The sequence below is a fragment of the Chryseobacterium paludis genome (assembly GCF_025403485.1).
GTDB classification, from domain to species: domain Bacteria; phylum Bacteroidota; class Bacteroidia; order Flavobacteriales; family Weeksellaceae; genus Chryseobacterium; species Chryseobacterium paludis.
In genome coordinates this window covers 4,116,955-4,142,500 of the sequence record NZ_CP099966.1, presented here as the reverse complement: position 1 = coordinate 4,142,500, position 25,546 = coordinate 4,116,955, and the positions used below count along the sequence as shown (strand labels likewise).

Genomic DNA, 25,546 nt, shown 5'->3' with positions numbered 1-25,546 from the left:
CACTCCGTCCCCTTTTTAGTGTGAGCAAGTATGGGAATATTAACCCATTGTCCATCCACTACCCCTTTCGGGTTCGCGTTAGGTCCCGACTAACCCTCAGCTGATTAGCATGGCTGAGGAAACCTTAGTCTTTCGGTGAGGGGGTTTCTCGCCCCCTTTATCGTTACTTATGCCTACATTTTCTTTTCTGTACGCTCCACAATGGCTCGCGCCACTGCTTCTGTGCAAACAGAATGCTCCCCTACCAGATGTACATAAGTACAAATCCATAGCTTCGGTAATATGTTTATGCCCGATTATTATCCATGCCGGACCGCTCGACTAGTGAGCTGTTACGCACTCTTTAAATGAATGGCTGCTTCCAAGCCAACATCCTAGCTGTCAATGCAGTCCAACCGCGTTGCTTCAACTTAACATATATTTGGGGACCTTAGCTGTTGGTCTGGGTTCTTTCCCTCTCGGACATGGACCTTAGCACCCATGCCCTCACTGCCGTAGAACATTTATTAGCATTCGGAGTTTGTCAGGAATTGGTAGGCGATGAAACCCCCGCATCCAATCAGTAGCTCTACCTCTAATAAACTTATATACGACGCTGCACCTAAATGCATTTCGGGGAGTACGAGCTATCTCCCAGTTTGATTGGCCTTTCACCCCTACCCACAGGTCATCCGAAGACTTTTCAACGTCAACCGGTTCGGTCCTCCACTCTGTGTTACCAGAGCTTCAACCTGCCCATGGGTAGATCACAAGGTTTCGCGTCTAATCCTACTAACTATACGCCCTATTCAGACTCGCTTTCGCTCCGGCTCCGGACCTGAAGTCCTTAACCTCGCTAGTAAAATTAACTCGTAGGCTCATTATGCAAAAGGCACGCCGTCACCCAACATGTGGGCTCCGACCGCTTGTAGGCGTACGGTTTCAGGTTCTATTTCACCCTTCTATTCGAAGTGCTTTTCACCTTTCCTTCACAGTACTTGTTCACTATCGGTCTTTCAGGAGTATTTAGCCTTGGAGGATGGTCCCCCCATATTCAGACAGGATTTCACGTGTCCCGCCCTACTCATTTATCATCAAAATATACCTTTCAAATACGGGGCTATCACCCTCTATGGCTGTTCTTTCCAGAACATTCTTTTAAATATATAAAGACTTTTGGGCTAATCCGCGTTCGCTCGCCACTACTTACGGAATCTCTTCGATTTCTTTTCCTCCGGGTACTTAGATGTTTCAGTTCTCCGGGTTTGCTCCTCTTACGAGGTGACTGGTCTTCAACCAGCCGGGTTGCCCCATTCGGACATCTCGGGATCAATTCGTGTGTGCCAATCCCCCGAGCTTTTCGCAGCTTACCACGTCCTTCGTCGCCTCTGAAAGCCTAGGCATCCGCCATACGCCCTTAACGATTTCTTTCCTAATTATTAATTAGTTCAGTATTTTTTGCTCAGCATTGCTGCCAAGCTATTTTTTGTAAACTCAAACGCTTAATTGCGCTCGGTTTTCTCTTTGTGATATTTTTACCGTTAATGTCAATGATCTTAATGTCTTTCTGCTTGTCTGATGAATGAATATTTGTTTTGGCTCTATTCATTATACTTTTAAATCAGACTCACAAAACTGTGGAGAATAAGGGAGTCGAACCCTTGACCTCCTGCGTGCAAGGCAGGCGCTCTAGCCAGCTGAGCTAATTCCCCCTCTAGTCAGACTTCAGATTACAGATTACAGATCCCAGAATTAAATCTGATCCCTACCATCTATTATCTTCCCGTCTTTTTCAATTAGTAGTCTCGGGCAGGCTCGAACTGCCGACCTCTACATTATCAGTGTAGCGCTCTAACCAGCTGAGCTACGAGACTGTCTTGTTAGACTTTTAGATTAAAGACTCCAGATATCAGACCTCATTGTCTTTCTTCTTTTATCTTTCATCTTGCCTCTCTTCCCTATACTAATTTCTAGTGGGTTTTGTATTTTTATATATATAATCAACCAAATAAAAAACTAAAGCATACTTTAAGTAAGTACATGATACACTTAAGTATCTTTAATTTTGTTTATCGTCCCGAAAGACGCTCTAAAATGAGATGTTCCAGCCGCACCTTCCGGTACGGCTACCTTGTTACGACTTAGCCCTAGTTACCTGTTTTACCCTAGGCAGCTCCTTTTACGGTCACCGACTTCAGGTACCCCAGACTTCCATGGCTTGACGGGCGGTGTGTACAAGGCCCGGGAACGTATTCACCGCGCCATGGCTGATGCGCGATTACTAGCGATTCCAGCTTCATAGAGTCGAGTTGCAGACTCCAATCCGAACTGAGACCAGCTTTCGAGATTAGCATCCAGTCACCTGGTAGCAGCCCTCTGTACTGGCCATTGTATTACGTGTGTGGCCCAAGGCGTAAGGGCCGTGATGATTTGACGTCATCCCCACCTTCCTCTCTACTTGCGTAGGCAGTCTCACTAGAGTCCTCAACTTAATGCTAGCAACTAGTGACAGGGGTTGCGCTCGTTGCAGGACTTAACCTAACACCTCACGGCACGAGCTGACGACAACCATGCAGCACCTTGAAAATTGTCCGAAGAAAAGTCTATTTCTAAACCTGTCAATTCCCATTTAAGCCTTGGTAAGGTTCCTCGCGTATCATCGAATTAAACCACATAATCCACCGCTTGTGCGGGCCCCCGTCAATTCCTTTGAGTTTCAAACTTGCGTTCGTACTCCCCAGGTGGCTAACTTATCACTTTCGCTTAGTCTCTGAATCCGAAAACCCAAAAACGAGTTAGCATCGTTTACGGCGTGGACTACCAGGGTATCTAATCCTGTTCGCTCCCCACGCTTTCGTCCATCAGCGTCAGTTAAGACATGGTAACCTGCCTTCGCAATTGGTGTTCTAAGTAATATCTATGCATTTCACCGCTACACTACTTATTCCAGCTACCTCTACCTTACTCAAGACCCGCAGTATCAATGGCAGTTTCATAGTTAAGCTATGAGATTTCACCACTGACTTACGAGTCCGCCTACGGACCCTTTAAACCCAATAAATCCGGATAACGCTTGCACCCTCCGTATTACCGCGGCTGCTGGCACGGAGTTAGCCGGTGCTTATTCGTATAGTACCTTCAGCTTTCCACACGTGGAAAGGTTTATCCCTATACAAAAGAAGTTTACAACCCATAGGGCCGTCGTCCTTCACGCGGGATGGCTGGATCAGGCTCTCACCCATTGTCCAATATTCCTCACTGCTGCCTCCCGTAGGAGTCTGGTCCGTGTCTCAGTACCAGTGTGGGGGATCACCCTCTCAGGCCCCCTAAAGATCATTGACTTGGTGAGCCGTTACCTCACCAACTATCTAATCTTGCGCGTGCCCATCTCTATCCACCGGAGTTTTCAATATCTAATGATGCCATCAAATATATTATGGGGTATTAATCTTCCTTTCGAAAGGCTATCCCCCTGATAAAGGTAGGTTGCACACGTGTTCCGCACCCGTACGCCGCTCTCAAGATTCCGAAGAATCTCTACCGCTCGGCTTGCATGTGTTAGGCCTCCCGCTAGCGTTCATCCTGAGCCAGGATCAAACTCTCCATTGTATGTTTGTCTGACTCACTCAAAGTTATTTTACGCTTTAGTTTTTCCTTACTTGGTTGTTATATTATTTTTCAATGATCTCTCTTCTTCCGCTTTATACCGTAGCCTCATTTTCTGTCGTTTGGACTACTGATTTGCGAGTGCAAAAGTAAATGTTTTTTTTGATGTGACCAAATTTTTCCGAAAGAAAATTTAAAGTTTTTTTAGTAACCTTAATCCCTATCTCTTATTCAATCCTATACTCTCCTGCGCTCCCTTAATTGGGACTGCAAAGATACAAACTTTTATCAATTATCAAAATAAAATATTATTTATTTTTCTAACCTTCAGTCCTATTTACTTATCGTCTGCGCTACCTACTATCTCTCGTTTTCAGTGGGGCAAAAGTACACCTTATTAACACTACAATCCAAACTTATTTAACATAAAATTTGACAATAATCTTAAAATGTGGAAAATAACAAACCTAATCTATTGGTACAAAAACAATTGAGAACAATCAATAGTTATCCACATTATACGATTCGTTTTTTTTTAATATTGTGAGAATAGGTTTTATATATGAATAGACTATATTCTGATGAAGAAACGAATCAAAGTTCAGTTTATCCAGGATTTTAAAGAAGGTATGTATGGGAAGAATTCTCTTTATAAGAAGTAGTATTAATAAACCCAATACTCTAGCCCCGATAGTAACGGTTACCCCGCAGTAGATCTGGATCTGAAAGAAAGCGCTGGCACGAGGAGTATGAGTGGGTAGCGGGATTAAGCTTATGAAAAATGAAGGTCTTTAATCTTCAAGTTTATTGTGTATCAGAAAAAACGTTTGACAAGTTCCTTATATATATAGTACCCTAACAGGCATCCGATCACATCGGCTACTATATCCAGGGATTCCATTGATCTGCCCAGATGCATTTCTTCCTGTAGTATTTCGGTTAGGAATGCATATATAAGGATGATCTGGAAAAAATAAGAAAATTTGATTTTGGGGAAAGTGGCGATAAAGCAAAAGCCAAGCATAGCAAATATACTTACGTGCAGAACTTTATCGAACCCGTTGAACATAAAAAAATATTCATGATTCTCTTCTCCGGGCTTGAGAAGCATATAAGTAAGAAATGCCCAATAAATGGGCAAGATCTTACTAAATATTTTTGAAACCCTATCCAATGATAGCTTGGTATTCTTCTGCGGAAAGCAATTCGGACTGGTCTGCACCATCAGCAATCTCTAATTTGATGATCCATCCGTTACCATAAGGATCAGTGTTTAGTAACTCAGGCTGAGCTTCTAATTCTGAATTGAATTCTGTAACCTTTCCTGCAATAGGTAAGAATAGATCTGAAACAGTCTTTACTGCCTCTACACTTCCAAATACAGCTCCACTGTCAAGATCGTCATCAACAGTATCAATATCAACATATACGATATCTCCAAGTTCTCCTTGTGCAAAATCAGTAATACCAATAGTAGCTACGTTTCCTTCAATCTTGATCCATTCGTGATCTTTAGTGTACTTTAATTCCGATGGTGTGTTCATTTTTTGATTTTTATTATTTTACAAATTTATTCAAAAATACATAAGGTTCAAAAAAAGTATGTTTGTTTATTCAAAATGTTTTTCCCATTCTTAATATAATAGAGTTGAATAAATACTCAACATGGTAAATAGTACCTTTAATAAAAGATCTAGCTTTATTATCCCTGTTTCATTTTAATAAAAAATCCCCTTCTTATTCAGAAAGGGATTCATATGTTTATATAACTGTTGGTTAGAAACCTCCGGAATCTCCAAATGTAAATGTTGCAGACAATCCAGCTCTTACTGTTGAAAGTGGGAATGCTGTAGAGATTTTATATTTAGAAGTCATCTGTTCATAGAATACTCTTAAGTTTAAATTTTCAGAAACATTGTAATCTGCAGAAATCTTTACATTCATTAATTTCTGACCGCCTGTAACCTGAGAATCATCCAATAGTATATTTGTAATACTCGTTCTGCTATCACGTAATGAGAAGTCTCCTCTGATATTAAGATCACTTCCTTTTCCTTTTCCTCTTTTTCTTACGTCATTCACTCCTAATCTAAAGTTACGGATAATATAACCCACTCTTACCACATATTCTGTATTGGCATCTTCAGTAAGGGTCTGATTTAGTAATCCCAGCAATAACATTCTGTTTCTATTATACTGTATTCCGAACTGCATGTTATTTCTCATGGTAACATCCACACCAATCAATGGCGAGAATGACTCAACATATCCTACCTGAGAGAATGTAAATGGATTAATTCTGTCTCGGTTAGAATCAAAAAGACTACCACCAGTTGAAATTGCATTAAAATAATCTATACTTGACTGGATTCCTGTCGCTGTATAGGTTGCATTATAGCTATGTAATATATCAAACTTAGAAAACTGTCCATTGATAATAGGTACATTTCTTAACCCTGAATAGGTTACTTTCCAGTTTGGTATTGGTAATCCTGCTTTTTTAGCATCCCCAATCCCTTTGATAGATTTCCCTTCAACAGCTGCTCGGAATGCCGGTATTAAAACATAGGCGTTGGCAATACTATAACCATCCGTGAATCCTGCATTGTTTACGGTTGATATATCTCCAAGCTGTTGAGAAAGAGCTCTTGCGTTTTCCCGAATTGACTGATATACTGCTGCTCCATCTTTGAAGGATGTTTTCAAAAGTATTACTGAGTTCGAGTATGTAACAAGGTCATTGGCAAAAGTAAAATTAGGATTAGGAATTCTGGTTACTGGATCTACATAGTTGAATCCGGACTGTGAGAAATTCCTGTTATAATTATGCAATACACTAACATCTATTCTAAGGTCATTCATTGGTACGACCTGCAAATTGGCACGCAGTTCCCTGGTTGACATCCGCACATATGGATCTGTCATATATTGAGAATCACTTACCCAGCCATTCTCCATAACCGTTCTTCTGATGTCTGCCTGTGATCCAAATAAGAATCCAATACTTGGGCCTCCCAAAGTTTGCCCGTATCCATAATAATTAGGTGCAGAAAGTAGTCCTGGCAACACAGTTCCGTTATTCTCTGAATAATTAACATCCAGCTGTTTTAAAGAAGTAAGTAAAAATGCGGCACTTTGTAAAACAGTCAGTTTATTTTTAAACTTATAGTTTTTAAACTTATATCTTTTCTTTTCCCATTGTTGAGTATACACATTATTCAGCGAGTCAATTTCCTGTCTGCGTTTTTGAAGTTTTGTAGAAATATTTTTGAAATATTTAAACTGTCCAAAGAACTTAGGAAAATCAGCAGTTGCCGTTGCCTGAATAACATTTGTATTCTGACCTATTGAACCTAAACTTTCTGCTCTCTGGGTATCAGGATTAACAAAACTATACAAAGCTGTACTTCTTGCATTCCAGTTATAGGTAAATCCATATCCCAGTTCAGCATCAATAAAATCCAGATATGGTAAATACTGGAATGGGAGTTTATAGTTCAATTGTACCCTATGGTTATACAATACTGGTCTTCCCGATCTGAACACATTTCCAAAGATCGAAGAATTATCCATTGTATTCACATCTACGTTATCATTCAATGTTCTCGTTGCTGAGTTTATTTCCAGTTTTAACGATTTTGTAAAATTAAATCCTAAACCATATTGCCAACCAAAGTAGAAGTTTCTGTTTCTTATTGCCTGAGATTCATCATTGAAATTACCATTAAGAATAGCATCAACGCTTCTAAACTCCAGTTCATTATAATTCCTGTCGATTTCTGTCCTGAAAGAGAATCTTGTCGGAATTGGATTAATATTAAATTCTTTTACCCATCTCAGGTATTTTGTAGATTTTGCGGTATCACTGATCATCTTATTAAAAGGCTTGATCACCCACGGTTTGAAAGTATAATTATAATCTACATATCCTCTAAGATACTGTCTATAGTTTTTCTTAGTATAAATATCTCTGAAGAAGTCGTCATTATAAACCGCCGTAACTGAAAGGTTTTCTACATCGTAGAATTTAGGCTTCTTATTTGGATTAACCCTTTCCTTGTGCATATTAACAACTCCTAAACTTCTCTGCTGCGTATATGTTCTTGCCACTTTTTTCAGCTGTTCCCTGTTCGCTGCTTTCTTAAATTCAACGTCTGTATCTAAAGGATTATACTTTGGATCTTCGATCGTCTGTGAATAGGAATAGTTGACAGGAATCTTAACTCCAGTCTTTTCAGGAAGGAATTTATCTAAATTGACAGCTGTATTGATACTGAATGCAGACTGTGTCGACTGATTTCTTTCTGCCGGTTTAGAATCTATGTTCCCAAATCCAACAGACGTGTATGATGCATTGGCGTTCACTACAGCAAAATCACCAAGGTTAAAATTTAAACTTGCATTTCCGGCATATCCGCCTTTATTATCAATTTCAGAAAGTCGGATTTCATTGACCCACAATATCCGATCCAGGGGTGCACCAGTTTCACCTCTAGGTATACCATTTCTTATCCCAATTACTATAGTCGTAATATTCCCTAAACTTGGACGCCCTTTAATATATATATTCTTGAGTTTATCTGCTTCACCAAATACCGGATCTAAAATTCTTTTTGAAATATCATTAGGAGAACTTTTATCTCTTCTAATTTTAGCATCTACAAAATTTTGGATTTCTAAATCAACTTCATTCTCCGCTGGCCATATTTCCATTGGAGTAGTTGCGGTGCTTGGGGTTACCTTCAATGATGCTTCATATTCATAATAATTATCTGCAGCGTCACTTCCGAAACGAATAAAAAATTTGGTCTTTGGATCTATATCCGGAATAGGTGGTTTTCTTTTATCCGGATCTTCAGCATGTACAAAAAGCTTTAATCTTTTATACCTTCTCATGTCCAAAGTTGTATTCTTAAATACGCCTCTTGACTCAGTTTGTGGAAGCTGGTTAACTTTTAAATATAATGAACTTTCATTCTGTCTTTGGACACCAGCGTTTCCACTTAAAACCTGTCTATCAATTCCGGGAGGTAATACATAAGGAGGTGTATTTAAGGCATTTTCTTCAATATTAACACTTCCAATTTCTAAATTTTGAGGGTCTGGTACATTTACCGTCCCTTCTTCTATAATATCTGTTCCAGTTATTGCCGTATTTTTAGGATACTTTCTCCAGTCTGATCTTACTAAATCCATGGTTCCAAACCTCAGAGTAGAGGTCTGATCAAAACCTGTTAATAACATTCTTGCAAACCTCACATTGTTAAGAACTCCAGGATCATGATCTCCTGCATCTGTTACATATGAAGAAACTGGAATTCTAAATAAATACCATCTTACCGGTGAAGTCTGTCCATTTTGAAATTGAGCCTGAACAGTTTTTACATCAACAATATTATTTGTTCCTAAAGCTAAACTTGCCTGGTCTAACTTAATTTGATATTCATTATAGTTTTCACTTTGATCAAGGTTATAGTCTTTATTAATATCTTCAGCATCGGGAGTCTGAGAAGCTACTTCTAATGAGTTGCTTTGTGAGTTTCCTTCAGGTCCTCTGAAATATTTATATCTCTGTACCAATGACGAAGCCTGGCTTCCTGTAAACTTTGCCGACAAATAGAATACAAAATCATCCACTGCAGGGTCAGCAAGATTAGTAACAGGATTTGTAAATGTATTTCCAAATTTCATGGATTCCTGGTCTGAAGTGAGACCGTCATATCCGGCATCCTGTATTGTTCTTTCCTGCCCTTCGCTTGAGAAAGCATATAATATAGGAGGTTGTTTTGGCTGCACTCCCCAATTTGAATTAGTGGTAACAGATGGAGTTCCTGGTGTTGGCAATCCATTTTCATACTGCATAAATCCATCTTTTAAAACATCTTCGGAAACGTTTCCTAACTGAAGTAATAGCTTTGGATTAGCTCCTAAATTATTTCCATCTGCATATGGATCCATCATCCAGAATTCCACATATTCAATATTAGAATTTACAAAATTGGAAACAGTAATGGGTCTCATAAGACCAGCCCATCTCTGTTGAGTAGTTTCATTATTTGGATTGACATTATAAGGTCCTTTTTCCGTCGGATAGTAGGAAATGTCAAATGTGTTTGTAAAAGTTTGTTCACCTGCTACAAAATCTCTGTTATTGTAGATCTCTGAATATTGTACTCTTCTGGAAGCATGGTTAGAGACAGACTGAGGAGTAATACCAGCAGGAGCTCTTCCTCCAACACCCCAGAATCTAGGATCAATATTGTACCATGATAATAATCCCCTTCCGTAACCGTTTGTGAGATCATTGCCAGCTCCAGCACCTGAAAATACGCCTCCCGATTTCTCCGGTTTAGAAGCTAAACTCCAAGCAGCAGGTTCTTTTAATGATATCTTTGATGTGGTCTGTTCAAAATCATCAATATAGGATTGATCATTGGTTCCTTTATTTAATCCTGGCAATAAGTAGGCTCCTTCCATTTTAAAGTTTAAATTGGATGGAGCTTCGGTTTTCACCATTGGAATTTTATTTGTCAATCGAGTCAGGAAAGGAAGCTGATTATTATACATTAAATTTATCCCAGCCATCGTATTGTTAACGGCCTCCTGTCCATAATTTACCTTTTGGGTTAGTGGAGATTCGGAATAATTAACAACTGTAGCTCCTAAAATGAAATTTTCATTAAATCTTCTCTCTAGATTTAATCCTAAAAATCTTTTTCTTTGGGTATTAAAAGTCAATTGGTTCTCTAATGAAATATTAATTGCCTGTCCGGATTGTTTTACATTTTCATTGATAATCGTTACAGTACCCAGCATGTAGTCAACGGTATAATCTATCCCTTCTGTCAACTGTACTCCATTAGCAGAAACCTTTACCGAACCTTGTGGAACATTCACTGCGCCTAAAGAGATTCCTTGTCCTGCAGTTCCTTTATATCGTCCTTCAAGAGTATACCGCTTAGGAACATATGTTGCAAATTGCTTCTGTTGATTATAAATATCAGCTTGCACATATTGTGGATCACTCGTTCCAAGTACGCTAGCCATATAGCTACCAAAGGGTTGGGTTTTCGTAAAAATAATCTTTCCTGTTTCCGGTCTTATGGTAAGACCACTAACAAAGTCAAATATACCATCTCCTGTAGTTCCGCCACTGTTATTCTGAATATCTCCGTTCATGTTCAAACGGTCCCAATTCAATAGTTTTAGCAAGTTAGTACCTTGAACACTGGTACCAGGAAGATAGTTTACTTTACCTCCAGTTTTTGCATCTCTGTAAAGTACATTCAATATAAATCCATCCTGACTTACCTGTCCGGCATCTAAAGCATAGATATTCTTCATCATCAATGGCCACATCGGAGAAGTAATATCAACCCTTGTGGACCTTAGTGCTTTTGTAATTAATACAGGACTTTCTTCAGAAAATTCTCCGACTTTATACACTTTATTTGTACCATCCGTAAATGAATATGAAACTGCCAGAATCTGATTATCATTTAGCTTCTGATTTAATGAAATATATCCTAATTGTGGTTGAAGTGTATATTCACTGGTGTTTAGCCTTCTTGCTTTTTTATTAAAAAGAAAATGATCATTATTCACATATGCTTGCGACCCACCAGTTGCAATAGGAAGTGATTGCCCCTGTATCAGGTCTGCATAATTTACACCGGCATCCCGAGGTGTTGGACCCATTGTATTAGAAACGGCTTGATAGAGATTGTTATTAGCATTATCAGGCATTACTGCAGTTTTATCTCCCAAGTCTCTGATTCCAACTATACTTTTCTGAGCAGCCAGATTACTGTTTCCCTGGTCTAAAACCCAAACTTCTAATCTTGTTATATTGATTTTTGAATTGATCTGAGGGTAGTTTGCCAATGCTCTATCATAATTATCTAAGAAGTAGTGTCCTAAAAAGTAATGCTGATTGTCTTCATAATCTATCGCATCTATCTTAAAGGTGTTTACGGCTCCACCGCCCTGAACAACAATATTTCTTGCCTCTCCCTGCTGTTGGGAAAGCACGACTGTTCCAAAGGTTTTTCCTAACTGGAATTCGGTTTTCACCCCAAATAGTGATTGAGAACCTCGTATTAAGCTAGTAGAAAGTGGCATGTTTACGTTACCGAATTCCACTCTCTTGATGATTTTATCTTCTGAACCGGAAGCCGGTGAATTAACATCTCCTAATCCTTTCGTCTGCAAATCTTTCCAACTTCCTTTGGCCTGCCAGACCAGGTTCATTCTATTTTCGAATGCAAAGCCACTTTGGGTATCATAGTTGGCTTTCAACTGGAGATTCTCTCCTACTTTACCCAATAATCCTAATTGAATTCTCTGATTGATATCAAAGGTAAAGCTGGTTCTGTTTTGAGGTAAAATTAATGGATTGTCAATCTTCTGGTAAAGCCCTGCAAAATCGAAAGAAGCGAATCCCGTAGGGATTATTTCTATTTTATTACTTCCAAAAATAGTCTCGAAAAGCTTATTACGAATGGTCAATGCAGGAATTAATCCTTTTCTTTGTGCATCACTTTTATCTTTTCGGAAAAGTAGGTTGTATTTATCGGATTTATCTTTATAATAGGCTCTTGTCTGACTGGCCATCATGAATTCCTTATATTCCTCCGGAGACATCGCTGTCGGAGGCCCGGTCACTGTATTTCCAATTTTAGGATATACATAGTACATACCAGTTTTTACATCATAAAAGGCTTCAAACTGAGTAGGGTCAGCCAGTTCATAATCTTTCTTAATAATTGCCGTGTCACGTACCTGCTGTGCAAAAGTATTTACTGACATACATAAGAACGACAGGAACAGAAATATATTGAGATACTTATTATTTGCCACCAAATGTTAAAGGTTTTTTAAAATTTGTTTTACCAACTCTTCTATTGAAATACTTGGATTTTGTTTTATCATACGATCTGCAATCTTCTCGCTCATGCGTTTAGGAATTCCTAAAACTTCTAATGCAGATAACGATTCTTCCTTGATTTTATTATTCGCAAACGTAGAAATATTTTCTTCGAGGTTGTTGAATTTTTGGACCTTATCTTTCAAATCTACAATGATTCTTTCTGCTGTTTTAGTCCCAATTCCCTTCGCTTTTTGAATCAAAGCACTGTTGCTTGAAAGTATAGCCGAAGCAATCTCATCAAGGCTTAAAGTTGACAGTAAAATAAGCGCTGAAACAGCACCTACTCCATTAACACTTATTAACAAATTGAACATTTCTTTTTCTAAACGAGTGTTAAACCCGAATAGCAAATGTGCATCTTCACGGATAATCTGTTGAATAAAAAGAAAAGTTTCCTGATTGAGCGACAAAGTTTGTGACGTCATTAGACTAATACCTGTATAGTAACCAACTCCATTTACGTTGATTACTGCATAAGTTGGCGTAAGTTCTTGAACAATGCCTTGTAAAGAAAATATCATTATTAATTTTTAAAACTCCCAAATATAGTAATTTAAACTAATTAATGTTTTCATTTCACGCACGAATGATTTTTAACTTAATTTTTGAGGTGATATTCAAGCATTTGGTCTAAAAGTAAAAAACTTCAAAATTGAGAATACAATCACTATTTTTTAATTTGCACATCAATTTAGAAACTGGTTATTTTGGTATGTCTTACTATATTTTCACCACCACATTTCCAGCTGGAGTCCAATAGATACCCCTTGGGTTTTCCTTATTAATCTATTATTTAATAAAGACTCGCCGGTTATTCCTTTAAAACTCTCCGACCAATGGGCATAAGTTATAAATGGTCTAAAAACAGGTCTTGAATAATATCCATAATTCAAGGTAATCTGTGGTGAGAAAGTTACTTTCTGTAAACTTCCTTCCAATCCTGACCGATCACTTTTCATATAATCGTTACCGGCTTCTAATGCCAGATTAAAATATTTATTGATGTAGTACATATATCTGAATCCTACACTCATCCAATTTTTTGAAGCTTTATCAGTCATCATTATTTCATTCTGATCTAGATCTCCTGTACCGAAATTTCTGTACTGGTAGGTTAATGAAGCCTGAATTGCATGTCTGCGCTTATCATCATATACAAAATTGTTTATAATATCTAGAGATGAAGCTTTGTCAAGATCATATATTCTTTTACTATCCCTATACTCGCGTATTGTTTTTCCTGTGTATCCATTTTCCGTTATAGAGCTTCCTTTCCGAAATAATATAGTAGAAGTATGGGTTATATTTTTTTTGGAATAAGTGTACCAGGTTCCTAAAGCATATCCATTATGTTTTTGAGTGTTCATTAGCTTATTTTCGGTTTCAATACTGTATTGACCAAGAAAGTTTAGCTTTGAGAACTGAGATACAGGAACATCCAGATATCTTAGATCAGCTGCATAAGAATGGCTATTATTATTGCCATATTTAAATCTTATTAAGGCTAAATTTAAATTCCCCGCATTCTTTATCTGATAATTTTCTAGTCCCAATCCTATTTGCGAATTTTGTGCAGAATTGATCCAGAAATAGTCTAAAAGCTCTACGTTTCTACGATCATAATATCTTTTGCCTAACCAGATATTTGCATTTTTAACTACTTTATTTATTTTGCCATACAACTGTGCAGTTTCAGGAAACTGTTTATATCCATCACTTCCGAATGGGATGTACTTAGCCATCATGTAAGTAACTTCATACAGATTTACAGAATCTTTATTCCTGTATCGATAATTAAACTGCAGCTCTCCATAATGATTAGCCTCATTCCCCAATCGAAATTTATGCAGGTTTTCAGGCGTTACAAAATTAACCATCTGTCCGCCATCCGTTCCTCCTATTCCTGTTCTTATGTATCCATTTATACTAAATTCATGAGGATTTATCGCTTGTGAATGTACCTTGTTGTAGCTTAAAGAGCATATAAAAAATAAACTTATCAATGATTTGATATTCTTTGTGTTTTTTTTCATCATTCTACCTGATTAATACACATCCGAAAAGAATCAACTATTCATTAAATATCAGAATAAATATATCCCTAATTACTCAAAAAAAACAGCTATATTCTTTCAGGCAAAAAGATAAAATTATTGTTGAGAATCATTGAGAAATAATACCAGCCCACAATTAAAAGTCCGAATTTTTACTTAAAATTCATTCTTTAAAAATGCAGTGGCTTAGTCAGAAAGTTAAAAAGAAAAAGTAATCTATTTTAAAGTAATAGATTACGAAACTCAGATCATCCTTTTAATAATTTTTTCATTCTTTGTTTTTGTGTTTTTTATTTTATTTGTGTTTTTCATATGCAATATAACAATTTAATTATCTGTACATCAACAATCACAAAAAAAATCTCATTAAAAGAAAATCAATTAGTGAGACTTTCACATCATGATAGATAAACTTCATTCTCTTAATTCCAAAAAAAAGAGGTTAGAATTCCTAACCTCTTTTATATCATTTAAAATTTTCCAGCTAAAAGTTCGATTCAAATTTTCAGAAAATCACTTTCAAAAAGGATACTGTTATTTTTTTGCTTCTCTTTTCTGAGCATCCAGAACAGCTACTGTAGCAAGATTTACAATTTCATCCACACTTGAGCGCATTTGTAAAACATGTACTGGTTGCTTTAAACCCATAAGAATTGGACCAATTACCTGAGCAACTTTCATTCCTCTGATAATTTTATAGGATAGATTGGCACTTTCCAGATTAGGGAAAATAAATGTATTCGCAGGTGTTTCTCCTAACTTTGAGAATGGATAATCACTAAGGTGATCAGCATTCATTGCAAAATCAGGTTGAATTTCTCCATCAACGATCATTTTAGGATACTTTTCATGTAAAATACTTACAGCCTTTGCCACTTTCTTTGAAGTATCAGAAATCGCAGCAAAGTTTTCAAATCCAAGCATCGCAATCCTAGGTTCAATTGCAAAAGATTTTACAGTAATTTCAGCCATTTTAGCAATATTCACAAGATCTTCTGCTGTAGGATTATTATTAATAGAAGTATCTGCAAAAAAGATAGGCTTCTTCTCTGAAAGAATCATCATCATAGCCGCTACCTTATCTACTCCCTTTTCTTTTTCAATAATTTCTAAAACCGGGCGTAATACCGATGCATAGTTTTTAGAAAAACCAATAATAAGAGCATCTGTATCACCATGCTTCAACATAAGAGGGCCAAAATAATCTCTTTGACGAACATATCTTTTTGCTTTGTATTCGTTCATCCCTTTTCTCTGACGAAGCTTCCAAAGGGTATCTCTGTATTTTTTTCTGTTTTCCTCCTGATCATCATCACTTGGATCAATAATTGGAACATCAAGACTGATTCCGTAGCGTTCCATTTGCTCCTTGATATATTTCTTCTCCCCTAAAAGACTCGGATACGCAATTCCTTCCTCATAAAGAATCTGCGCAGCTTTAAGAACATTATATTCTTCTGCGTTTCCTAAAGTAACCCTTTTAGGATTTGATTTAGCACGGCTCTGCATCATTCTTACAAGCTTTTCATCTCTTCCCATTCTATCAAGAAGTTGATTTTCATACTCATCAAAATCAGCAATTGTTTTACCTGCAATGCCACTTTCTATTGCGGCTTTTGCCACCGCACTAGAAACTTTAGTAATTAATCTGTTATCAAATGGTTTTGGGATAAAATATTCTCTACCAAATTGAAGATTCTGAAGATTATATGCTAAAATTACAGCCTCTGGAACTGGTTCTTTGGCTAAATTGGCAATAGCATGAACAGCTGCCAACTTCATTTCTTCATTAATACCTCTTGCCTGAACATCTAAAGCTCCACGGAAAATATAAGGAAATCCCAATACATTATTAACCTGATTAGGATAATCACTTCTACCTGTAGCCATGATCACATCTTTACGTGTTTCAAAAGCAAGGTCATAATCAATCTCCGGATCTGGGTTTGCCAATGCAAAAACAATAGGATTTTCGTTCATACTACTCAACATTCCTGGAGTCATTACATTTCCTTTGGATAGTCCAACAAAAACATCAGATCCTTTCACAGCATCTTCCAGCGTTTCGATATCTGTCTGCGCAATAAAATCTAATTTTTCAGGAGTAAGATTTTCTCTTTTGTGATTAATAACCCCTTTACTATCACACATTAAGACATTTTCCTGTTTTAATCCTAAAGAAATATAGAGCTTGGTACAAGCAATAGCTGCTGCTCCCGCACCATTAACCACCATTTTCACTTCTTCGATCTTCTTATTTGCGATCTGCAAAGAGTTGATCAATGCAGCTGCAGAAATAATCGCAGTTCCATGCTGGTCATCATGCATTAAAGGAATATCCAGCTCCTCTTTTAACTTCTGTTCAATATAGAATGCTTCAGGAGCTTTTATATCTTCAAGGTTAATCCCACCAAAGGTTGGTGCAATCCCTTTTACAATCTGAATAAATTTATCAGGATCTTTCTCATTGATTTCAATATCAAAAACATTGATATCCGCAAAAATTTTAAATAAAAGACCTTTTCCTTCCATTACAGGTTTTGAAGCCTCCGGTCCAATGTCACCTAGTCCTAAAACAGCTGTACCATTTGAAATTACTGCTACAAGATTTCCTTTTCCTGTATAATCATAAACTGTCTCAGGCTTTTCATGAATCTCCATACAAGGAACGGCAACTCCCGGAGAATATGCTAAAGACAAATCTCGTTGAGAGGAATGCGGTTTTGAAGGGATAACTTCGATTTTTCCTTTAGGCTCAGCTTTATGATAATCTAATGCTGCTTGATTAAAGTTCTTTTCGTCGCGATGCGTTTTATTTGACATAGAATTTATTTTTAAAGTATATATTTAATGTGATAATCGACTAAACTTTCAATAGGTTTCTGTACAATTTTACCAACATTTAAATTAAGTTCTGCAGCTGCAGAACGAAGAGTCTCTTCATAATAATATGCGATAGAGCCAATAAAATTAATTTCGGCTTCTTTTGATTCTTCGTAAGGAAGAACCTGATATTCAAAGAAGTTTTTCATTTCTTCGAACACCATTTTCTGGAAGTAAGGATGATCCTTTCTTTCCACAACAAATTTATTGAAATTCGCTAAATATGCATTTGGTCTTGAGGTATGGTACATATTTTTTAATGCATCCTCAATTGTTAAATGATAAGTTTCCTCAAACTGGAAATGCAGATCTTCGGGAAGCTTTTGCATAAAGAACCTACGCACCAATTGCTTACCGATTGCACTTCCACTACCTTCATCTCCAATAAGGAATCCAAGGGACGGAAGTTTTATTTTTAAATTCTCACCATCAAAATAACAGGAATTAGAACCCGTTCCCAGAATACAGACAATAGCAGGTTTCCCGGTATAAGCAGCATATGCTGCAGCCATAAGGTCTTCTTTTGCTAAAACATCTGCTTTAGTAAAAAATTTGGCAAGTTCTCTTTCTATAGTGGCACAATTTTCTGGTATTCCACAACCTGAACCATAGAAAAATACTTTTGTTATAGAATTTCTGACAGCACTAAGGTTGATGTTCTTTTCAATTTCAGGTACGATAAGTTCTGCGGCAATATTGTTAGGATTAAAGCCAATAGTCTCCGTTTTCATGAAGATCTTTTTGAAATCGTCTAAAATCACCCAATCACATTTGGTAGAACCACCATCAACAATAGCAACCATATATTACATTTTAGTTTAAGGATGCTAAATTATGAATTTTATCTCTAAATAGCTTTACAAACAAGTCAGAAGCTAGTATGTATTACTAATGTTTTATATCATCTTTTTTTTCATTGAACTGTATCAGCCAATCCTGAATTTCATCTTCGAGATATGAAGTTTGTAATATCATTGCATTTATAAAATCATCTGGTATTTGTTTATCGTTGGAGTTTTCAAGATTCCAAAGTTCATCAGACATATTTTCATATTCAGAATAGACTCTTTTGAATCGGGAATTTTCTCTTTCAAGAGCTTCAATATTTTTCTGTTGGAGCTGGAATTTTCTGTATTTGTTTTGACTTTTCATACAAATATTATTATAAATTGGTTATAAAGTTCTGGAAAATGCTTTCAAACGTGCATTACAAGATAGAAAATACCATCAACACAACTAGTTGAAAATGAATTTATTATCAGGTGGTTTTTATATATTTCTAAAACTAAAATTAGAACTATTTTTGATTAAAAAAAAATATTTAACATCTTTTTTTACTGTTTAACATATAGTTATAAATTTGCACATCAGATAAATTCGATGAGAGAATTAATACTACGCCAGAAACAAATATTGCTCTTCATATTAGCAGGAGGACTTAGTGCTATTGTGGAAATAGGAAGTTTTAAAATCTTCAGTACCCACCTTCCTCATTTTTTGCAGTCAGAGACAAATTTCCATGGGATACATTATCCTTTAAGTAATATTTTCTCTACAAGCTGCGGGATCATAAGTAATTATTTTTTAAGTATCTGGTTTGTCTTTGAAAGAGGTAAACACTCTAAAAGAAAAGAATTTGCTTATTTTATGGTGGTCTCTTTCATCTCAACATTACTAAGCCTTAGCTTCTTTCAGATATTCTATAGGTTTATATTTAAAGACAATATCAATTTAATTTTTTATACCTTGAGCCCGGAAATACTCAGTAAGATTGCAGCGATTTTATTAGTTTCCATTCTTAACTATTCTGTCAAAAAGAAAATAATTTTTAATGGTTAACCTGTGGTAAAGATTTTAAATTATACATGGAGATTCTGGCTCCTGATATTAGCCTTTGTTTTAACGATTGTTTTTGGAATCCCTGTTTATATTTTATCCTTTAATAAAAAACATTACAAATACGCCTATAAATTTATCCGTTTCTGGTGCTATGGAATGTTTTATGGAATGGGACTGCGCTACGAACTCATCAACCTTACTGACAAAAAAATTGACCGTAACAGACAATACGTTGTTATCTCAAACCATACATCCATCATGGACATCATGCTTCCATGTATTTTATTTCCCAATCATCCACTTTGCTACGTAGGAAAAAAAGAATTGGTAAAGATTCCTATTTTCGGTACCATTTATAAAAGAGTATGTGTCATGGTAGACCGGGGGAGTGCAAGAAGCCGTGCTGATGTTTACAGAAGGTGTGCTGAAAAAATGGAGGAAGGAAACAGTATTGTTATTTTTCCGGAAGGTGGAGTACCTGACGACACTTCCATCATATTGGATGAATTCAAAGATGGAGCATTTACTTTATCTACTAAACATCAGTCTCCAATAGCAGTTTACACTTTTGTAGGTTTAAAAGAAATATTTCCATTTGATAATTCCAAAGGTCATCCTGGAAAAGTAAAAGTATATTTCAATGATGTTATGGAGCCATCGGTTTCACAAAAAGAGATGAAAAGTGAGGCTTTTAACGAAATAAAAAAAACCTTGTTAGAACGTTCTATTTAAAAGAAATAATTATATTTGTTTGCGAAATTTTTAACAAATTATGTCTAAAACAAATCAACCAACTAACTACCCGGCACTTTATACGCTTGTACTTGTATTCTTTTTCTGGGGTTTTATTGCTGCCGGCAATAGTATTTTTATCCCATTTTGTAAAAATTACTTCTCACTTGATCAATTTCAATCTCAATTAATAGATTTTGCTTTTTATACGGCCTATTTTCTAGGAGCGTTACTACTTTTTATATTTAGTACAATAAAAGGAACTGATATTATTGGTAAATGGGGTTATAAAAAAAGTATCGTTTACGGACTGCTCCTCTCCGCTATTGGTGCAGCCATTATGATTGTTGCCGTAAAAAGTAACGTATACTATGGAATGCTCGTTGGTCTTTTTGTAGTAGCATTAGGTTTTTCGATACAACAAACTGCGGCCAATCCTTTTGCTGTATTGTTGGGAGACCCTAAAACAGGTGCCAGCAGACAAAATCTGGCAGGGGGAATTAATTCCTTTGGAACATCCATCGGACCAATTATCGTCGGGCTCGCTCTTTTTGGAACAACAGCCACCGTAGATGATGATCAAATAAAGCATCTTGCTCTTGATAAAGTAATTTTACTATATACCGCTGTTGGTGCTCTATTCCTGATTGCTGCAGGTATTTTTTATTTTTCAAAGAAATTACCAGACGGTATCTCTACTGAACCTATGGAAAAAGCTGGAAAAGCCAGAAAAACTTTAATTGTAATGACAATTCTTGTAGTTCTGCTCTTTATTCCAGTATTTGGAAGTTACAATTCAGATGAAGCAAAAATTGTTGAAAAATTCAACAACCAGATAACGGCATTAGATAATAGTCTAAAAAAAGAAACAGATGCTGTAAAAATCACAGATTTAAAACAACAAATTGTAGATAAAAAAGTTGAACTTGAAACAGTAAAACATCCTTTAGAGAAAAAAAGAATGATGTATCTGGGAGGAGCTTTACTGGTAGTCGTTATTTCTCTTTTATTCGCGAATACAAATTCGAAAAAAAATCCAGAAGGATGGGGAGCTATGAAGTACCCACAATTGGTTTTAGGAATGATCGCTATCCTTTCCTATGTTGGTGTTGAAGTAGCCATAGGAAGTAATTTAGGTGAACTATTAAGCCTTCCGGAATTCGGCGGACATCAATCTTCAGATCTGGCACCCTACATCTCTATGTATTGGGGAAGTTTAATGATTGGAAGATGGACAGGTGCAATTACTGTATTTAATTTGAGCAAGAGACAACAAACAATTGCTACTGTGATTGTTCCTTTTATTGCATTCCTTGTAATTATAGGCATCAACACAATTGCTCAAAAAGACATGTCACATCTTTATTTCTATGCCATTTGTATCGTGATTCAGATCATCTTATTCTTAATTAGCAAAAATAAACCAGCCTTAACGTTGATCATTTTTGGAATATTTGGAGTTACAGCGATGATCATAGGATTATTAACCACAGGAAATGTTGCCATTTACGCATTCCTTTCAGGAGGTTTAGCATGTAGTATCATGTGGCCATCTATTTTCACTTTAGCAATTACAGGCTTAGGCAAATATACTGCTCAAGGATCAGCGTTCTTGGTAATGATGATTTTAGGAGGTGGTATTATTCCTCCTTTACAAGGAAAGCTTTCTGATATTATCGGTATTCACAGTTCTTATTTCATTCCTGTACTGTGCTTTGCATATATTACATTATTTGCTTATTTAGCTAAAAAAACATTATCTAAGCAAGGAATTAACGTGGACATTTTAGAATCAGAAGGTGCGCACTAATAATTTAAAAATATATAAGAAAAAAAGATTTTGGGCGGGTATATTACTTGCCCAATCTCTTTTGTTTTTTCTTTTTTCAAAATCGAAAATAATTATTTCCATTTTCGAAAAGTTTTTTGAATTTCAAAAGGCATTTCATCAGATTATCTTCTCATGGATTCCTTTTTCGTTTGGTGATCTTTTTTATGTCTTATCAGGCATTATCGCCGCTTACTTGATCTATCAATGCTTTAGAAAGAAAAAAAGGAATAATGCTATCTTAAAACTCCTATTGATCATTAATCTCTTTTATTTTTCATATCAGGTTTCTTGGGGAATGCTCTATTTTCAAACTCCGATCATAAAGAAATTAAAGAGTCAGGAAAAACCAAATGTAATAAAAGCTAAAAAATTAGCTCTTAGATATCTTGAAAAATGTAAAACCACCCGAACACAGGTTTCTGAAGATAAAAATGGAATCTTTTTAGCCCGTGACTTAAAAAAAATTCAAGAAGAAATTATTTTACAACAACTAAAACTTCCAAAATATATTTCTGATAAAAAAGGAACCCAAATTAATTCATTTAAATCCAGCTTATTTAGAAATGTAATGAACTATAGTGGGATTTTAGGATATTACAACCCTTTTACGGCAGAAGCTCAATACAATTCAATGTTACCGTCTTCATTTATCCCTTTTACATTGGCTCACGAAAGCTCGCATCAATTGGGATTCGCAAGGGAGCAGGAAGCTAACTTTATAGCTTATTTAGTAGGTGTAAATTCCAAAAACCTGGAACTAAGATATAGCACTGAATATTTTACGTTAAAAAGCCTTTTAAGATTCATTATTGAAGAAGACCCAAACTTCGTAAAATCGATATTAAACCATTATTCTAAAGGAATGAAAAGAGACCAGTTATATGAAAGGAGTTTCATTTTAAAACATCAGGGATGGCTGGATGATTTCTTTGGTATTACCAACAATCTTTTTCTACAAAGTAATCAACAGGAAGGTTCTGTCACATACTCCTATTTCATTGATCTACTGCTGAATTATGAACAATAAAAAAGAATCGTATCAGGCGATACGATTCTAAAAACACAAATGATGAAAAAAAATTTATTACCTTGACTTGTTCCCTCATTCAAGGCGATGTAAAAGTACAATAATATTTATAAAAACAAAAACATTTTTGCCCTTTTGTAAAACTTTATGAAAACTTTATGATTTTTTAAGTTTACTTGAGTTTACTATGAAATTATAGTATTTGTAGTATTTTTTTTAATTAAATATAAAAAATTTATCAACAAGCTTATTTGAATTAAAAAATCACATAAAATCAAGATATTTTTTAATTTCTATTTTTTAGCAATTTCAAATAACTCTACTTTTCGATGGTAGGAATTTCTACATAGCTATCCGTATACCACTTTACTTCCAACGGCTCTTTAGCATCATCTATGGTTTCGTCACTTACATCTTTTCCCGATCCATAATTAATCTGATATGCAGATGTTTTATTAATTCCCAGCAATATTATAAGACGGCTTCCTTTTGGTATCTTTTTACTGACAAACATCGAATTAATAACAGGAATAGTTTCTACTTTACCCGGATTCAGGAGCTTTCTCTTTTCTCTATCTTCAGCATAGCTTGCTCTTCCCAGAAAATCCGATAGAAAGAAAATTTTATTGTCTGGTTTTACCTGAAATAAAGAGATCGTGATATCCATATCTTTTTTATTTATAGCTGCTTTTAACTGTGCATTAAAGGCTCCACTAATTATAATATCTCTATCTAATATTTCTGTTTCGTATACAAGAGAATTATTAATGTTCAGACTATCCTGTTTACTGACCTTAAAATACACATCTTTATCATCTCTCATTTTAAAATCAATAGTTTGCTTTACAAAATCTCCTTTTGTTGGCTTTTCTTTCGTTAAACTTAATTTTTCATCTTTCTTTTTTGCGAGATAAAATTTCAGTTTACTGTTATGTGTTTTTTCCAATACCGGAACATGGAGCCACTCATTTGTGTCCATAATCTGAACATTTATTTTATCTTTTAACAATTCTGGTTTCACACCATCCTTTAAAATATAATCAAACCAAGAAAAGGCTAAATCACTTATGTTTATTCGTGCTACAGCATCCAGGTTATAGCCTCTTAGCTCATTGATCCCATAACTTTGAGCACCTCCATGATCATATGGACCCATCACTAAATAATGATTTGAATCCTTATTATATTTATAATACTCCTTAAAGTAATACATAGCACCAAGCTGGTCATCATCATAAAAACCTGTAGTCGTAAGAACAGGAATATTTATTTTCGAAAAATCGTTTTTATAAGGAACCATATTCTTCCAAAATTCATCATAGCTTGGATGATCTAACCATCTTTGAAAGATTTTATCTTTTTGCCCTTTTACAGAGTTAAGGGTTCTAAACGATTTTCCGCTTTTATACCATGACTTATTTATCGAATCCCATTTAGTGAAATTCTTAAAATCAGATTCATCTGTTAAGTTATTATTTGTTACGTAAGATATCCATTGCAGCATATAGCTCATAAATACATTGTTCGTCATAGGATAATCTATGCCAATACCTACAGAAACCTGGGGAACGATTGTTTTCAAAGCGGGATGAAGTTTCTTCACAGCTCCCCACTGGCTAAACCCTAAGTAGCTTCCACCTATCATTCCAACCTTGCCATTACACCAAGGCTGCTTACTGATCCAATCGATCACGTCATAAAGATCCTGTGATTCATGTTCAAATGGCTCTATATCGTCCTTACTATCCCTCTTACCTCTTGTGTTTACTACAACGCCAATATAGTTATATGCTACAGCTCTTTTTCCTAAAGCATAATCATATTTTCCAGCATAAATATTATTTGTCAGAATAACAGGCAAAGATTGTTCGCTCCCTTTTCTGCGCGTAATTATCAAGGTTACATTTCCTCCAGTTCGTGTTTTAAGATCAAATGATTCTACATTATACCTTTCTTTATCTTTCAAAAGCAGTAATTCAGTCACTTTTGATTGAATCCCGGAAGAAACCTTATAATCCAAATAGCTTACAGCCAACCCTATTCCTAAAGCATTTGTTAGACTGTCTGTTTTCAATGAAGCCAGTGATTTCTTTAATTTATTTTTCTGAAATGGCATATCTTCGTTAAAAACCTCTGCTATTCGAAATGAATATTTTTCAGGAAGTGTGGCATATTTAATATTAAAAGCCTTCTCTACGGCTTTTGGAAAAGTCATTTTTTCATTTTTCTCTATATCCTTAGCTGAAGCATATATTTCATAATTAATAAATTTAGTACACGCGCTTTTAGGGTTTGCAAAAGCTATTCTATATTTCTCAATCGTAGTAATGGATTTTTTAAAACGCCCGGCTAAAATTTCCAGTTTAAATAGTTTCTCTATGGAATCCAATTTCTTGGCTCTCTCATATTTCCCCACAATTCCAGATGCAATATTTGAAATACTTTTTTCTAAAATTGCCGAATCAGATGCAGCAGTTTTAGGAAAGTATATTTTTTGTGCCGACAGTATATTTATAAAAAATAATACAGTGATTATAAGTTTAATTTTCATTTTAAATCAGATTATAAAAATTATTTATTAGAAGCTCAATAACGTTCTATACTATCCCAAAATTAACAAAGAAAAAAGAAAATATAGCCCTAGATGATTGACATTAACAAAAGTA

General features: G+C 35.6%; 13 protein-coding genes, 2 tRNA genes and 2 rRNA genes (1 of these 17 cut by a window edge). 4 read left to right on the top strand and 13 right to left on the bottom strand.

Going from position 1 to position 25,546, the window contains the following annotated elements:
* The 12 genes from NG806_RS18815 to NG806_RS18760 form a co-directional block, all read right to left on the bottom strand.
* Window positions 1-1,410: ribosomal RNA gene (locus NG806_RS18815) — 23S ribosomal RNA — on the bottom strand (it extends 1,345 nt beyond the left edge of the window).
* 207 nt (window positions 1,411-1,617) lie between these two features.
* Window positions 1,618-1,691 (bottom strand) — tRNA-Ala (locus NG806_RS18810).
* Between the two features lie 88 nt (window positions 1,692-1,779).
* Window positions 1,780-1,853, bottom strand: a tRNA-Ile gene (locus NG806_RS18805).
* A gap of 218 nt (window positions 1,854-2,071) precedes the next feature.
* Window positions 2,072-3,588, bottom strand: a 16S ribosomal RNA gene (locus NG806_RS18800).
* Together the 16S and 23S rRNA genes with 2 tRNA genes alongside form the textbook arrangement of a ribosomal RNA operon.
* Window positions 3,589-4,399: 811 nt before the next feature.
* Window positions 4,400-4,696, bottom strand: a complete 297-nt coding sequence (locus tag NG806_RS18795; protein WP_285439791.1) for a VanZ family protein — start codon at window positions 4,694-4,696, stop codon at window positions 4,400-4,402.
* A gap of 55 nt (window positions 4,697-4,751) precedes the next feature.
* Window positions 4,752-5,129, bottom strand: a complete 378-nt coding sequence (gene gcvH, locus NG806_RS18790) for a glycine cleavage system protein GcvH (RefSeq protein ID WP_214831301.1) — start codon at window positions 5,127-5,129, stop codon at window positions 4,752-4,754.
* Window positions 5,130-5,361: 232 nt separating this feature from the next.
* Window positions 5,362-12,393 (bottom strand): T9SS outer membrane translocon Sov/SprA, encoded by a 7,032-nt coding sequence (gene sov / locus NG806_RS18785; protein WP_261511021.1) that lies wholly within the window; start codon window positions 12,391-12,393, stop codon window positions 5,362-5,364.
* Between the two features lie 57 nt (window positions 12,394-12,450).
* The gene (gene ruvA / locus NG806_RS18780) at window positions 12,451-13,035 is read right to left on the bottom strand and encodes a Holliday junction branch migration protein RuvA (RefSeq protein WP_214831299.1); all 585 of its coding nucleotides are present in this window, start codon (window positions 13,033-13,035) and stop codon (window positions 12,451-12,453) included.
* A gap of 207 nt (window positions 13,036-13,242) precedes the next feature.
* A complete protein-coding gene (locus NG806_RS18775; RefSeq protein WP_261511020.1) occupies window positions 13,243-14,550 on the bottom strand; it encodes a carbohydrate porin in 1,308 nt (435 codons plus the stop codon).
* A 552-nt stretch (window positions 14,551-15,102) separates the two neighbouring features.
* Window positions 15,103-17,391 carry an NADP-dependent malic enzyme gene (locus tag NG806_RS18770; RefSeq protein ID WP_214831297.1) on the bottom strand — a complete coding sequence of 763 codons (2,289 nt, stop codon included), beginning with the start codon at window positions 17,389-17,391 and terminating at the stop codon, window positions 15,103-15,105.
* A gap of 11 nt (window positions 17,392-17,402) precedes the next feature.
* Complete coding sequence (locus tag NG806_RS18765) at window positions 17,403-18,254, bottom strand: BadF/BadG/BcrA/BcrD ATPase family protein (RefSeq protein WP_214831296.1); 852 nt, start codon at window positions 18,252-18,254, stop codon at window positions 17,403-17,405.
* Window positions 18,255-18,339: 85 nt separating this feature from the next.
* The gene (locus NG806_RS18760) at window positions 18,340-18,603 is read right to left on the bottom strand and encodes a hypothetical protein (RefSeq protein WP_214831295.1); all 264 of its coding nucleotides are present in this window, start codon (window positions 18,601-18,603) and stop codon (window positions 18,340-18,342) included.
* 228 nt (window positions 18,604-18,831) lie between these two features.
* Between NG806_RS18760 and NG806_RS18755 the strand changes: the two genes are divergently transcribed.
* From NG806_RS18755 to NG806_RS18740, 4 genes are all read left to right on the top strand, one after another.
* Window positions 18,832-19,290, top strand: a complete 459-nt coding sequence (locus NG806_RS18755) for a GtrA family protein (protein ID WP_214831294.1) — start codon at window positions 18,832-18,834, stop codon at window positions 19,288-19,290.
* 3 nt (window positions 19,291-19,293) lie between these two features.
* Window positions 19,294-20,022: a lysophospholipid acyltransferase family protein gene (locus NG806_RS18750; RefSeq protein ID WP_214831293.1), complete on the top strand. Its 729-nt coding sequence runs from the start codon at window positions 19,294-19,296 to the stop codon at window positions 20,020-20,022.
* 40 nt (window positions 20,023-20,062) lie between these two features.
* A complete protein-coding gene (locus tag NG806_RS18745; RefSeq protein ID WP_261511019.1) occupies window positions 20,063-21,832 on the top strand; it encodes an MFS transporter in 1,770 nt (589 codons plus the stop codon).
* Between the two features lie 61 nt (window positions 21,833-21,893).
* The gene (locus tag NG806_RS18740; RefSeq protein WP_261513124.1) at window positions 21,894-22,880 is read left to right on the top strand and encodes a DUF3810 domain-containing protein; all 987 of its coding nucleotides are present in this window, start codon (window positions 21,894-21,896) and stop codon (window positions 22,878-22,880) included.
* A 319-nt stretch (window positions 22,881-23,199) separates the two neighbouring features.
* On the opposite strand, the gene NG806_RS18735 is transcribed toward NG806_RS18740, so the two are convergent.
* Window positions 23,200-25,431, bottom strand: a complete 2,232-nt coding sequence (locus tag NG806_RS18735; protein ID WP_261511018.1) for a CocE/NonD family hydrolase — start codon at window positions 25,429-25,431, stop codon at window positions 23,200-23,202.
* Window positions 25,432-25,546 lie beyond the last annotated feature (115 nt).

Coding starts and splice junctions, on each gene's coding strand:
- NG806_RS18775 (WP_261511020.1), bottom strand. CDS start 14,550: ATGATGAAAAAAAACACAAAGAATATCAAATCATTGATAAGTTTATTT.
- NG806_RS18765 (WP_214831296.1), bottom strand. CDS start 18,254: ATGGTTGCTATTGTTGATGGTGGTTCTACCAAATGTGATTGGGTGATT.
- gcvH (WP_214831301.1), bottom strand. CDS start 5,129: ATGAACACACCATCGGAATTAAAGTACACTAAAGATCACGAATGGATC.
- NG806_RS18770 (WP_214831297.1), bottom strand. CDS start 17,391: ATGTCAAATAAAACGCATCGCGACGAAAAGAACTTTAATCAAGCAGCA.
- NG806_RS18755 (WP_214831294.1), top strand. CDS start 18,832: ATGAGAGAATTAATACTACGCCAGAAACAAATATTGCTCTTCATATTA.
- NG806_RS18760 (WP_214831295.1), bottom strand. CDS start 18,603: ATGAAAAGTCAAAACAAATACAGAAAATTCCAGCTCCAACAGAAAAAT.
- NG806_RS18795 (WP_285439791.1), bottom strand. CDS start 4,696: ATGCTTCTCAAGCCCGGAGAAGAGAATCATGAATATTTTTTTATGTTC.
- NG806_RS18745 (WP_261511019.1), top strand. CDS start 20,063: ATGTCTAAAACAAATCAACCAACTAACTACCCGGCACTTTATACGCTT.
- NG806_RS18735 (WP_261511018.1), bottom strand. CDS start 25,431: ATGAAAATTAAACTTATAATCACTGTATTATTTTTTATAAATATACTG.
- sov (WP_261511021.1), bottom strand. CDS start 12,393: ATGTCAGTAAATACTTTTGCACAGCAGGTACGTGACACGGCAATTATT.
- ruvA (WP_214831299.1), bottom strand. CDS start 13,035: ATGATATTTTCTTTACAAGGCATTGTTCAAGAACTTACGCCAACTTAT.